11 protein-coding genes are annotated in these 13,024 nt (G+C 62.8%); 9 read left to right on the forward strand and 2 right to left on the reverse strand.

Going from position 1 to position 13,024, the window contains the following annotated elements:
* Window positions 1–123 precede the first annotated feature (123 nt).
* Both rpmE and ACWHY3_RS03805 read left to right on the forward strand, forming a co-directional pair.
* A complete protein-coding gene (gene rpmE / locus ACWHY3_RS03800) occupies window positions 124–339 on the forward strand; it encodes a 50S ribosomal protein L31 (RefSeq protein ID WP_087717672.1) in 216 nt (71 codons plus the stop codon).
* Between the two features lie 330 nt (window positions 340–669).
* Entirely contained in the window at window positions 670–1,938 is a 1,269-nt protein-coding gene (locus tag ACWHY3_RS03805) for a malic enzyme-like NAD(P)-binding protein (protein ID WP_332778775.1), read from the forward strand.
* 204 nt (window positions 1,939–2,142) lie between these two features.
* Here the strand turns inward: ACWHY3_RS03805 and ACWHY3_RS03810 are convergent, their stop codons facing one another.
* Both ACWHY3_RS03810 and ACWHY3_RS03815 read right to left on the reverse strand, forming a co-directional pair.
* On the reverse strand, window positions 2,143–2,889 hold the full coding sequence (locus ACWHY3_RS03810; protein WP_448127587.1) for a DUF481 domain-containing protein: 747 nt from the start codon (window positions 2,887–2,889) through the stop codon (window positions 2,143–2,145).
* 90 nt (window positions 2,890–2,979) lie between these two features.
* Window positions 2,980–5,502, reverse strand: coding sequence for a penicillin-binding protein 1A (locus ACWHY3_RS03815; RefSeq protein ID WP_448127588.1), 2,523 nt, complete (start codon window positions 5,500–5,502; stop codon window positions 2,980–2,982).
* 232 nt (window positions 5,503–5,734) lie between these two features.
* Here ACWHY3_RS03815 and pilM point away from each other — a divergent pair, with 232 nt between their 5' ends.
* The 7 genes from pilM to aroB all read left to right on the forward strand — a co-directional run bounded on the left by pilM (window position 5,735) and on the right by aroB (window position 12,411).
* Entirely contained in the window at window positions 5,735–6,787 is a 1,053-nt protein-coding gene (pilM, locus tag ACWHY3_RS03820; RefSeq protein WP_442978318.1) for a type IV pilus assembly protein PilM, read from the forward strand.
* On the forward strand, window positions 6,784–7,353 hold the full coding sequence (locus ACWHY3_RS03825; protein WP_303855733.1) for a PilN domain-containing protein: 570 nt from the start codon (window positions 6,784–6,786) through the stop codon (window positions 7,351–7,353). Before pilM ends, ACWHY3_RS03825 begins: the two co-directional genes overlap by 4 nt.
* Window positions 7,350–8,024, forward strand: a complete 675-nt coding sequence (gene pilO / locus ACWHY3_RS03830; protein ID WP_087717677.1) for a type IV pilus inner membrane component PilO — start codon at window positions 7,350–7,352, stop codon at window positions 8,022–8,024. Before ACWHY3_RS03825 ends, pilO begins: the two co-directional genes overlap by 4 nt.
* Window positions 8,021–8,578, forward strand: a complete 558-nt coding sequence (locus tag ACWHY3_RS03835; RefSeq protein WP_448127589.1) for a pilus assembly protein PilP — start codon at window positions 8,021–8,023, stop codon at window positions 8,576–8,578. Before pilO ends, ACWHY3_RS03835 begins: the two co-directional genes overlap by 4 nt.
* Window positions 8,579–8,592: 14 nt before the next feature.
* Window positions 8,593–10,650 (forward strand): type IV pilus secretin PilQ, encoded by a 2,058-nt coding sequence (pilQ, locus tag ACWHY3_RS03840; RefSeq protein ID WP_448127590.1) that lies wholly within the window; start codon window positions 8,593–8,595, stop codon window positions 10,648–10,650.
* Window positions 10,650–11,210: a shikimate kinase AroK gene (gene aroK / locus ACWHY3_RS03845; protein ID WP_303855729.1), complete on the forward strand. Its 561-nt coding sequence runs from the start codon at window positions 10,650–10,652 to the stop codon at window positions 11,208–11,210. The genes pilQ and aroK overlap by 1 nt, the downstream gene beginning before the upstream one ends.
* A gap of 88 nt (window positions 11,211–11,298) precedes the next feature.
* Entirely contained in the window at window positions 11,299–12,411 is a 1,113-nt protein-coding gene (aroB, locus tag ACWHY3_RS03850) for a 3-dehydroquinate synthase (RefSeq protein WP_448127591.1), read from the forward strand.
* Window positions 12,412–13,024: the final 613 nt, after the last annotated feature.

A 13,024-nucleotide genomic window follows, 5' to 3' on the forward strand; every position in this document is an offset into this window, starting at 1 on the left:
TGGCGATGCTGACTACGGGATTCTAGGCGGGCCGGTCGCGCGGGAGTGAACCGCGATTCCCTATCCGTGTACGGTGCCTGGCAAGAGATCAGGTGGCGGTACACCGCAAAGCGAGGCTTCACGATGAAACAGTCTATTCATCCCGAATACAAGAAAGTCACGGCGACCTGTTCCTGTGGCGCGACCCATTCGATCGGCACCACGGCCAGCGAAGATTTCCATGTCGACGTCTGCTCGCAGTGTCACCCGTTCTACACCGGCAAGCAGAAGCAAGCGACCACCGGTGGCCGCGTCGAGCGTTTCAACAAGCGCTTCGGTGCTGCAGTGCGTCGCGGTTAAAACGCGTCTCACTACAACCGATTGGTTGTCGAAAAGCCCGCCTTGATGGCGGGCTTTTTTGTGCCCGCTCGATGGCTTTTTAAGTTTTAAAAGGTAAGGGGTATCGAGATTTATCGACTGTCCCGAGGAGATGGATAAGGAATATTTTATGGCTGGGCTTCCAAGTATAAGTGTCGCCAAATGCATCCAAGTGGTTCAAACAGGCGCTTAAAATTCGCGAAAGGCAGAGAATGGGCGAAAGTTGTGTAAGGTGGTGTTTTTCTATAATCTGACATGACTTCAGGCAAGACACTGTCGAAAATTCCCATCATTTGTCTTTGGAAAATCCTCATGAGTGACGATAAGAGACAGGCGGCGCTCGATTACCACGCAAAGCCGATTCCGGGTAAGTTGTCGGTCGAGCTGACCAAGCCGACCAACTCCGCCAAGCATCTGGCACTGGCCTACAGTCCCGGCGTGGCGGAACCGTGCCGGGAAATCGCGCTGGATCCGGAAAACGCCTACCTCTATACCGGTAAGGGAAACCTGGTAGCCGTCGTTTCCGACGGTAGCGCCATTCTGGGTCTGGGTAACCTGGGCCCGCTGGCGAGCAAGCCAGTCATGGAAGGCAAGGGCGTTCTGTTCAAGCGCTTCGCCGGCATCAACTCGGTCGATATCGAGGTCGAGGCCGACTCTGCCCAGGCATTCATCGACACCGTGGCCAACATCGCCAATACCTGGGGCGGTATCAACCTGGAAGATATCAAGGCGCCGGAATGCTTCGAGATCGAAGCGGCCCTCAAGGAGCGCTGCAGCATTCCGGTATTCCACGACGACCAGCACGGTACTGCGATCGTGACCGCGGCAGGGTTGCTCAACGCGCTGGATATCGCCGGCAAGACGCTGGCCGACGCGCGCATCGTCTGTCTCGGGGCCGGGTCAGCCGCCATTGCTTGCATGAAGCTGCTCATCGAGTGTGGCGCCAAGGCCGAGAACATCTTCATGCTGGATCGCAACGGCGTCATCCATAGTGGCCGCAACGATCTCAATCAATACAAGGCGCAGTTCGCGACCGAAACGCCGCTGCGTACGCTGGATGACGCGATCGAAGGCGCCGATGTCTTCGTCGGCCTGTCCGGGCCGAGCCTGTTCAAGCCCGAGCAGCTCGAGAAGATGGCCGCGAATCCGGTGGTCTTCGCCTGTTCCAATCCGGACCCGGAGATCCACCCCGACGTGGCGCGGGCGACCCGGAGCGACGTGATCATGGGCACGGGGCGCTCCGATTACCCCAACCAGGTCAACAACGTGCTGGGATTCCCGTTCATCTTCCGTGGTGCGCTGGACGTTCGGGCCACGGCCATCAACGAGCAGATGAAGATCGCGGCCGTTCATGCCCTGAAGGACCTGGCGCGAGAGCCGGTGACCCAGGAAGTGCTGGATGCCTACGAAATTGACTCGCTTGAGTTCGGTCGCGGCTACATCATCCCGACGCCGGTGGATTCGCGCCTGCTTGATAAAATTCCGGCGGCCGTGGCTCAGGCCGCGGTGGAATCCGGCGTGGCCCGGAAGCCTTATCCCGCGCATTACCCGCTGAAGAGCGTCAAGGAGATCTACGGCTGATCGCGAGCCTGTCATCTCCAGACGACGATGCCGCCCACACGGGCGGCATCTTGGTTTTCGGCGTCTGGCAGGTGTCTTCCTATGCTGTTCCACCAGGATCATCCTGCGGCTCGTGGCTCGTGGCTCGTGGCTCGTGGCTCGTGGCTCGTGGCTCGTGGCTCGTGGCTCGTGGCTCGTGGCTCGTGGCTCGTGGCTCGTGGCTCGTTACCAGCCGTAGAGAATCGATACCGACGTCGTGGTGTCGGTGCGCGCTTCGGCATCGGGCGGCGGATGCGTGTTGCTCCTGACATCGTAGGAGATGCGTAGCGCGAGATGGGAGTTCAATTGCGATGTAATCGTCGACAGCGAGCGGGTCGTGACGCTGATATGCGTCGCTTCCGCGGATAGCTCCTGGTCGAAGGAGATGTCGTCACTGAAGTGGTAGGTGTAGTCCAGTGCCGAGTAGACCAGGGTCAGGTCGTCGCTGCCACCGGCCGCGTAGGCATCGTGACGATAGCCCGGACCGACTTCGGCGGAAAGCGTATGGGTGGGCCCGTCCAGCAGCTGGCGGCCGTAGCCGGCGATAGTGGTGAGCTGCGAGTCGTAGCCGCTGAACCGGTCGCGTTCCCAGCGCGCGAAGCCGAACAGGTAGTTGTTGTTCTCCAGCTCGTAGCGTTCGCGGGCGCCGACCAGATACCGCTCGGAGGTGGTGTCGTCGTTGTCCTGGACACTGCGGGTTTCGGCGCGGAACGTATGGGTGTTGCGCCCGGTCAGCCAGGTCAGGCGAGCCTTGGCGAGCAGCGTCTGGGTATTGGCGTTGCCGGTCAACTTCGTATAACCGAGTTCCGCACTGCCGCTGAAGTTGGGGGCGTTCTCTTCCGGCGCCGGCGGTGCGTAGAAAAGCTCTGCATATGACGGTGATGCCATCAGGCAGGTGGTCAACAGCCACCAACGGCAACTAGGCAGGGACATGATATTTCTCTCAGCGTCGCTGCGACGTCCTGTTGCGGTGAAGAGCGAGTGTGGGACGAAAAAGTCGGGGCCAGAGCCCCGACTCATGTATCAGAAGATCGCTTCGTAAGTGCCGGTGCCCTGCGAGCCGCTCTCGTCTTCCAGTTCCGGACGAATACCGCGCGGCTGATACTCAGGCAAGTTGTCCTTGCGGAATATCTCGCTGATGCCGCCGGGCTGGTCATCGTGCAGGCGCTTGCCGGTATCCGGGTCGATGCGAACCTGAACGATATCGTCGGGGGCGTCCGGGATCACCTCGGGCGTGCCTTCCAGTGCCGGACCCATGAACGCTTTCCAGATCGGCAGGGCGGCTTGAGCGCCGTATTCCGCCGTGGTGGTGTTATCGTCCTTGCCGACCCAGACCGTGGTCACGAGCGAGTTGTTGAAGCCGGAGAACCAGGCGTCACGCTGATCGTTGGTGGTGCCGGTCTTGCCGACGATGTCGCTGCGATCGAGCGACAGGGCGCCGCGTCCGGTGCCGTGTTCGATGACATCACGCAGGATGCTGCGCAGGATGTAGAGCGCGTCGGGTTCCACCACGCGGGGGGCGATGCGACGCGGCTCGCCATCGATGACGGTCTGGGTCGCGCCGGGTGCGCAGTCACGGCACGCCACCAGCGGATTGGCCTGTTCGACCACGGTATTCTGGCTGCCCTGGGTGACCTTCTGAATGTACCAGGGCGACACCTGGAAGCCGCCGTTGGCGAGCACGGCGTAGGCGTTGGCGATCTCCAGCGGAGTCAGCGAGGCACTGCCGAGAGCCAGGGAGAGACCGTGGGGCAGGCGGTCCCGTGCAAAACCGAAGCGCTCGAGGAAATTCAGCGCATTTTCGAGCCCCAGCGACTGCAGCACACGGATGGTCACCAGATTGCGCGAAGTATAGAGCCCGACACGCAGGCGGGTCGGCCCCTGGAACTGACGCTCGGCATTCTCCGGACGCCAGTCGTCGCCGCTGAACTGTGACATGACTACCGGCGCGTCGTTGATGATGGTCGCCGCGGTCATGCTGCCTTCCTGCAGCGCAGCCAGATAGACGAACGGCTTGAAGTTGGAGCCGACCTGGCGCTGGGCCTGAATGGCGCGGTTGAACTTGCTGGCGGCGAAGCTGAACCCGCCCTGGAGCGCCTCAATGGCACCGGTCTGCGGATCGAGAACGACGATGGCCCCTTCGGCGCCGGGGCGCTGCGACAGCCGCCAGTGATCGCCTTCCTTGAGGATGCGTACCAGATCGCCGCGACTCGCGATCGCCGCGGCGTTGGCGGGGACATCGCCGCGCCACTTGGCGCTCTTGTACTCGCGCGCCCACTTCAGGCCATCCCAGTCCAGCGTGATCACCTTGCCGTCGGCATTGAGCACGCGCATCTGCTTGCCGTCGGTGGCGGTGACGATGGCCGGCTGGAGCGGGCCGAACGACGGCGTGCGCTCGAGCACCTTGAGCCAGTTGCTGACGTCGCCATCGACACCCTCGATCGTGGCCTGGCTGCTCTGGGCCGCCTGGCGGGCGGTTTCGATGACCTCGGGGGACTCCGACAGCTCTTCTTCCAGGCCTTGGCGTTCGGTCCGGTCCTGCGCTTCGACCAGGCTCGGCGGTACGTCCTTCTCCTCGGGGCCGCGCCAGCCGTGGCGAGTATCGTAGTCGATCAGGCCCTGCACCAGCGCATCGCGGGCCTCGGTCTGCAGACGGCTATCGAGGGTGGTGGTGATGCGAATGTTGTCGGTATAGGCCTTGTCGCCGAAACGCTCGACGGCGTAGGCGCGCGCCATTTCCGCGACGTAGGGGGCATCGACTTCCGAGCGTGCCGTATGGCGGCTGGCCGTGATCGGTGCCTTGACGGCCTGATCGTAGCTGGCCTGGTCGATGGAGCCGAGCTCGCGCATGCGATAGAGAATCCAGTTGCGGCGGATCAGAGCGCGTTCCGGATTGGTCAGCGGGTTGAAGCTCGACGGCGCCTTGGGCAGACCCGCGATCATGGCGTACTGCGGCAGGGAAAGATCTGCCAGCGGCTTGCCGTAATAGGTGTTTGCTGCGGCGGCGATACCGTAGGAACGATGGCCCAGATAGATCTTGTTGACGTAGAGCTCGAGAATTTCCTGCTTGTCCAGGATCTGTTCCATCTGCAACGCCAGCAGAATTTCACGGATCTTGCGCGTGAAAGTCTGATCCAGGGTCAGCAGGTAGTTACGCGCGACCTGCATGGTGATGGTGCTGCCGCCGGACTGGATGTCGCCCGAGGAGGCGAGCTCGACCGCGGCGCGCAAAAGCCCCTTGGGATCGACCCCGGGGTGGTTGTAGAAGTTGGCGTCTTCGGCAGCCAGCAGCGCGTCGATCAGCGACTTGGGGATCTCGTCGTAGCTGACGGGCATGCGGCGTTCCTCGCCGTATTCACCGATCAGCTTGTCGTCTTCCGTATAGATGCGCAGCGGGGTCTGAAGCTCGTAATTCTGGAGCTGGCGCACGTCGGGCAGGCCAGGGGCGAAGTAGAGCCCGGCGCCAATGACCGCCAGCACCACACCGGCGCAGAGCGACAGCAGGAGCCAGAAGGCAGTCGTCAGTAGGCGGGTAAAAAGCTTCATATAAAGGGGTGATCCTTGACTGGTGGCGGTCCGGCCGCGTGCTCGCTATCCCTGGCGTCGGACATGATTCAGCATCGGGGCATTATATGGATGCGGTGGAGCCGGGGCCAGTTTCGCCCCCGCCACTTCCTGCAAGTAAAGCGAAATAAGTGTAACGGAACGTCTCAAGTTGGCTGTGTCACCGCCGTTAAATCCGATTAGGCTTTTCCAGTTCCGGCGAGGTGAGACAGTGTTGCGCTTGAAAAGATCCTCGAAAGGATTGGTGGGAGTGGACATCACGTCCGCCACCGTCAAGCTGCTGGAGCTGGAACATCGCGCCGGTGGCTTGAGAATCGACAGTTACGCGGTGCGCCCGCTGCGCGAGGGGGCCGTGGTCGAAAGGCGCATTCGCGACAAGAGCGAAGTCGTGGATACGCTGGGTCGGGCGGTCGATCACGCCCGCTTGCAGTCCCGGCGCGCCGTGGTCGCGGTGCCCAACTCGGCAGCCATCACCCGGACGCTGTCGTTGCCCGCATCGCTGAGCGACGAGGACATCGAAGCACGGATTCAGATGGAATCCGACAAGTACATCCCGTTTCCGCTCAATGAAGTCGCCTTCGATTTTCAGCGACTGGGCCGCCATCCGCGTTACGACGACCAGCAGGAAATCATGCTGGTGGCCTGCCGAATGCAGGATATCGATACGCTGACGTCGGTGCTGGACGCCGTGGGGCTCGAGACGGTGGCCGTCGATGTCGAGGGCTTCGCGCTGGAGCGCGTCTGTCGTGCGCTGCAGACCTCCGAAGATGAAGAGGGAGATAGCACGGCACTGGTCGATATCGGCGCCAACCTGTGCGCGTTCCATGTGATCAAGGAGGGGCGGATCGTCTACAGCCGCGACAACCTGTGCGGCGGGCGGCAGCTCACCGATGCCATCAGCAAGCGCTACGGCATGAGTTTCGACGAAGCCGGTCGCGCCAAGAAGCGTGGTGGATTGCCCGACGATTATCGCCAGCAAGTCCTGCTGCCTTTCATCGATACCCTGATCCAGCACATCGGACGCTCGCTGCAGCTTTATTACACCTCTGCGGGCCAGCAGCAGATCCGCCGTCTGATCCTGGCCGGCGGGTCGAGCGCGCTGCCGGGGTTTGCGGAACGGCTGCGTGCCCAGAGCGGGCTGGAAGCAACGCTCGCCAATCCTTTCACGCACATGCGGATCCATCCGCGGCTGGATGTCACCGCGTTGGCCGCGGACGCGCCGGCCATGCTCACCGCCTGTGGGCTTGCCATGCGAGCGCTGCCATGACGATCGAAATCAACCTGCTGCCATGGCGGGAGCAGCGCCGCCTGCGGAAGACCCGACGATTCAAGCAGGGCCTGCTGCTGATGCTGCTGCTCGGGTTGCTGGTCGGTTGGGGCATCGCCCAGTACGAAAAATCCATGGTGCGGGCGGGGCAGGCCCGGTTGGCGCTGATCCAGCGGGAGACCGATGCGCTCACTCGCGATATTCAGGAGATGCGCAATTTCCGCCAGCTGCGAGAACGCATGTTGAAGCAGATCGATCTGATCGGCGAGCTGCAGTCGAGCCGACCGTTGACCATCCGCGTTCTCGATCAGCTGACGGCCACGCTGGTCGATGGCGTCCACTATACCGAGCTGAATCGCAGGGGTAGCCGGCTCGAGCTGAGCGGCGTCGCGACTTCGAATCGCCAAGTTTCCGACCAGATGCGAGCGCTCGACAACAGTTCCGCGTTCGACATTCCGTTGCTCTCGGACGTGCAGTCCGCAGAAGGGCCGGCAGCGGCCAAGCGTTTTCACATGAGTGTCGATGAGCATCCCGTCGATGAAGCCAAGCCGGGAGCTGGCTCATGAAGCGCCCGACGCTGGAAAGCCCACGATTGAATGCCTTGCGAGAGACGTTCCGGGAGCAGTGGCGCCAACTGCGTGAACTGCAGTGGCGTGAACTCGACCTGAAAGAAGCGGGAAGCTGGCCGGCCAGCCTGCAATGGCTGATCGCGCTGGGCGTGCTGCTGGGATCGATATGGGCCACGCAGTGGCTGCTCGCCTCCTCGCCCCGGGAAACGCACGAGAGCCTGGTCATGCAGGAGCAGCAGGCGTTACAGCGCTTCGAGACGCTCTCCTACCAGGCGGTCAACCTGCCGGCGATGGAGCATCAGATGGAGGTGCTCGAGGGGCGCATGCAGAGCGTGCTCGAAATGTTGCCCAGCGATGCGGAAGTGCCCGCGCTGCTGGATGCCATCAGCGAGGCAGCGCGGCAGCAGCAGCTCGATATCGACAGTATCAAGTTGCGACCGGCGGTCGAGCAGGAGTTCTATGTCGAGCAGCCCTTCGATATCCAGGTGCGCGGCGATTTCCACCAGATCGCGTCGTTTCTGGCGCGCGTTGCCGCGATGCCCCGCATCGTCACGCTTCACGACTTCACGCTGACGCCGGTGGGTGACAGCCTTCGGCTGGCCATGCTGGCGAAGACGTACCGCTATCGCGAGGATATCGACCCGGCCAAGGGGGGTAAAAAGCCTTGAGTTCGAATCGTGGCATTCTCACCGGACTGTTGCTCGCAAGCATCGTGCTGAGCGGATGCGAGGACGCCGATCTGGGGGGATTGCAGGCTCGACTGGATGCCCTGCGGAACAACCCGAAGGGGCAGATCGCCTCGTTGCCGGAGATGCCCCGGTACGCTACTGCCAGCTACGACCAGCAGCAACGACGGAGCCCGTTCGTGGCCGAGCAGCCAGCGGAGGCGGCAGCCGCCGATCCGGCCGAGGCGTCGCCGCTGCCGGATGCCGACCGGCCGCGCCAGCCGCTCGAGGCCTTCGAGCTGGACAACCTGAGCCTGGTCGGCACGATGATCGTGGGCAAGACACCCTCGGCACTGATTGCTGCGCCGGACGGCAGGGTCCACCGGCTCTTCGAGGGGGATTATCTGGGCCGGGACTACGGCCGCATCATCAGCGTGGAACCCCGTGGGCTGACGCTCCTCGAGACCGTGCGCGGCCCTGGGGGAGAATGGACCGAGCGTCGTCAGCGCCTGGAAATGGCAGGACAAGACTCCGACGGTGCCAGCCGGCGGCAATAGTAGCAGGGGACAACATGACTTCTCGACGGCGCCTGGCCGCAGGCTTGGCAGCACTGACATTGTGGGGACTGGCGTTTTCCGCCTGGGCGGCACCGACCTTGACGGCGATGACCTTCACCGATCAGGGAGCCGGCCGCCTGGACGTCGGGCTCGATTTCGTCGGCGGCGTCCCGGAAATTCGCGGCTATCGCACGGATGCGCCGCCGCGGCTGGCGCTGGATCTGCTGCAGGCCCAGAGCGGCCTGTCGCAATCGAGCTTCGCCATCGGCAGCGCCGGCGTCGATTCCGTCAGGGTGCTGGGGTCGGGAGCGCGTACGCGGCTGGTGTTCGATCTGGCCTCGCCCACCGATTATCGGCTCGAACGTCTGGATGAAAGGGTCATCGTTCACTTCGGTGACGAAGCTGCGCCAGCTGAGACCGACGCGTCGGCCGAGCGGTCCGCGGCGGCGCTGCCGCGCCAGCCGGAGGTGACCTCGATCGATTTCCGCCGGGGCGAGGACGGGGTCGGCCAGCTTGACCTGGCGCTCGACCGCGCCGGAGTGGCGGCGGAAGTCTCCGGCCAGGGGCGTCAGGTCTCGGTCTCGCTACCTGGCGTGACCTTGCCCGACGACCAGTATCAGACGCTCGATGTCAGCGATTTCGGCACCGCCGTCCAGCGCATCGTGCCGCGTCGAAGCGCCGATGGGGTCACCTTCGATATCGTGGCATCCAATGCCGTGGAGCCGCTGGTGACCCAGAACGGGCGTCGTTTCACGATCGAACTGACCTCCTCGGGCAGCATCGAGCGCCCCGAGACGGACTCCGGCCCCAGCTATGCCGGTCACCGTATTACCCTCGATTTCCAGGACATCCCGGTGCGTGACGTGTTGTCGATCATCGCCGAGGAGTCGGGGCTCAACGTGATCGCCAGCGATGGCGTGCAGGGCAACGTGACTCTCAATCTGACCGATGTGCCCTGGGATCAGGCGCTCGATCTGGTACTGCGCAACCACGGCCTGTCGGCGCGACGTGAAGGCAACGTGATGATGGTGGCGCCGACCGGCGAGCTGGCCAATCTGCAGCGCCAGACGCTGGAAACCCGCGAACAGACGAAACAGCTGGCTCCGCTGACCACGGAGTTCGTGCAGATCCGTTACGCCAAGGCCGAGGATCTGGCGGCGTTGCTGCGCGGTGGCGAGGGGGTCGGCATGATGTCGGAGCGCGGGCGTGTTACCGTCGACCCGCGCACCAACACCCTGATCCTGCAGGATACGCGCGAGCAGCTCGATGCCATTCGGCGAACCATCGAGCAGCTCGACGTGCCGGTGCGCCAGGTGCAGATCGAGGCCCGAATCGTGATCGCCCGAGACAGCGCGACCCGCGAGCTCGGGGTCAACTGGGGCATGTCGGCCAATGGCGGGCGCCACTTCGATCTCGGCGGCGCCGCTGATGGCGATGCCTCGACGGTGCCCACGACGTCGGACGATCCTGCCTCCTACGGCGGCGGGCTGGCGGTCGATCTGGGCAATGACACCAACCCGGCCAGCGCGTTCAGCTTCGGCTATCTTTCCGGCGATATCCTGATCGACCTGGAGCTGCGGGCGCTGGAAAGCGAGGGCAAGAGCCAGACCATTTCCCAGCCCAAAGTGATCACCGCCAATCAGCGCACGGCGATCATCAAGCAGGGTCAGGAAGTGCCTTACCAGGAGGCCTCGTCCAGCGGCGCCACCTCCACCGAGTTCAAGGAGGCCGTGCTGTCGCTCGAGGTGACACCGCAGATCACTCCGGATGATCGCATCATCATGGATCTGCGTATCAACAACGACGATATCTCCGACACCCGCTACGACGGCGCGCCTGCCATCGATACCAACGAGATCCAGACCCAGGTACTGGTCAATAACGGCGAAACCGTGGTGCTGGGCGGGATCCTGACCTCCGAACAGCTGCGGACACTGTTCAAGACACCGTTCCTCGGCGACCTGCCGGTCATCGGCAATCTGTTCCGCTATACCCAGAACAGCAACGAGAAGGTAGAATTGCTGGTATTCATCACGCCCAAGATCATCGAGGACGGACTGGCCATTCGCTGATGCGGTCGCTTCCCAATCTTTTTCTCATCGGTCCCATGGGGGCCGGCAAAAGCACAATCGGCCGCCTCCTGGCGGCCGAATTGCAGCGCGAATTCCTGGATAGCGACCATCAGATAGAGGCTCGCTGCGGGGCGAATATCCCATGGATTTTCGATGTGGAGGGTGAGCAGGGCTTTCGGGACCGCGAGACGGCCATGATCGACGAACTCACCCAGCGCAGCGACATCGTCATGGCGACCGGTGGCGGCGCGATCATGCGCGAGATCAATCGCCAGCTGCTGCGGGAGCGGGGGACGGTCGTCTATCTCGCCACCACCGTCGAACAGCAGATCCGGCGCACCTCCCGGGATCGCAACCGGCCGCTGCTGCAGACAGCCAACCCCGAGCAGGTGCTGCGGGATCTGTTCGCGGTTCGCGACCCGCTCTATCGCGCGACGGCGGATATCGTCGTGCGTACGGATCGCCGAGGCCCCAGGAGCGTGGTGAACGACATCCTGCGTCGGGTTTCGCATCTGACGGAGCCGCTCGGCGAATCGGTCTCTCTCTCGCACCAGCGATGATGTCTCTTCCTCATTGGTCTTTTCCACATCCATCTTTCCTATACTCGTTTTCCTGCGTCCGTCTTTCCTACAACATAAGGTAATGCCCATGTCCTCCGCCTCGTCGCTTCCCGTGGAATCGCTGAACGTTTCGCTGGGTGACCGCAGTTACCCGATTCACGTCGGCGCGGGCATTCTGTCGAGTCGGGAACATCTGCTGCCTTATCTGGCCGGGCGCCAGGTCATGATCGTGACCAACGAGGTGATCGCGCCCCATTATCTCGCGGCGCTCAAGGCGACGCTTGCCGATGCCGACCTGGATGTCCGGGAAGTCGTTCTGCCCGATGGCGAGGCGACCAAGACGCTGGCCTCGGTCGAGCGCATCTGGGACGCCCTGCTGGCGGCCGGATTCAACCGCCGCAGTACCCTGATCGCGCTCGGTGGCGGTGTCATTGGCGACATGACGGGCTACGCCGCCGCCAGCTACCAGCGCGGTGTCGCTTTCGTCCAGATTCCTACCACGCTGCTGGCCCAGGTAGACTCCTCCGTGGGTGGCAAGACCGGGGTCAATCACCCGCGCGGCAAGAACATGATCGGCGCGTTCTGGCAGCCCCGGGCGGTGATCATCGATACCGATACCCTGCGAACGCTGCCGGCACGCGAGCTCTCCGCCGGGCTGGCGGAAGTGATCAAGTACGGCCTGATCTGGGATTCGGCTTTTCTCGAGTGGTTGGAGAACAATCTGCCTGCACTGCGCACGCTCGAGGTATCCGCCATTCGCCATGCCATCCGGCGCAGTTGCGAGATCAAGGCGGAAGTGGTGGCCGAAGACGAGACCGAGCAGGGCGTGCGAGCGCTGCTCAACCTGGGACACACCTTCGGCCACGCCATCGAGGCGCATCAGGGCTACGGCAACTGGCTGCACGGCGAAGCGGTGGGTGCCGGCATGATGATGGCCGCGCAGCTCTCCTTCGAGCGCGGCTGGCTGAGCGAGGCCGATGTCGAACGTGTCGCTGCGATTCTGAAGGCGGCGGATCTTCCGGTGACGGCGCCGGCCAACATGCAGACAGAGGATTTCCTTTCTCGCATGCGGCTCGACAAGAAGAACCTCGACGACCGGCTGCGGCTGATTCTGCTCGAGGCGCTGGGTAAGGCGTGCGTTCGAGACGATACGGACGCCGAGCGGCTCGAACGTCTGCTGGTGAATTTCCCTCGAGCCTGACCGGATCGTTCCTTGGGTGCCGGATCGTTCGCTAACCGGCTCCCGGTCAGGCGAGGCCGGCTTTCTCGTCTCTGTCGATGATCTTGCCCGCTGGCGCCGATCGGCGCCAGTTCTCTATCGTTCCCTGCTGTTCCCAAAATCCGCCAGTCCGTAGCGCGGTCGTCCGGATAGGAGCGCTCGGCGCCGTTCCTCGTTTTCTGTTGATGCATGCTGGTGCGTGCGGCCGGTGCCGCGTGTCGACAACCTTGGTCGCCGCTGCTGCTTTTTCGAGGCGTTGACGATATAATTGGTATGCTCCATGCCGTATCGGTATGGGCTTCGCGCCACGATCTCACCCTGATCGGGCCATGGCTCAAAAAATTAAGACTTTAGTCTTACCTTCAAGTCTAAGCCTTTGAGCTAGCAGCGTATTTTGGCCGATATTCCGCTAAGTCTTCGATTTTAAATGCGTTTGCGGGGAAAAAGCCCGGCGGCTCAATTGCGCTGTGGCGGGTAACTGGCTATCCTGTCCGGCCCTTTGGCGACCGTTAGTGACGATATTGTCGGTATCTCGAGACGAAAATGAGCCGGATATTCAGTCATTAATACGGCCATAAAAATAAAAAAACCAAAA

This window comes from Salinicola sp. NYA28a (genome assembly GCF_976982775.1).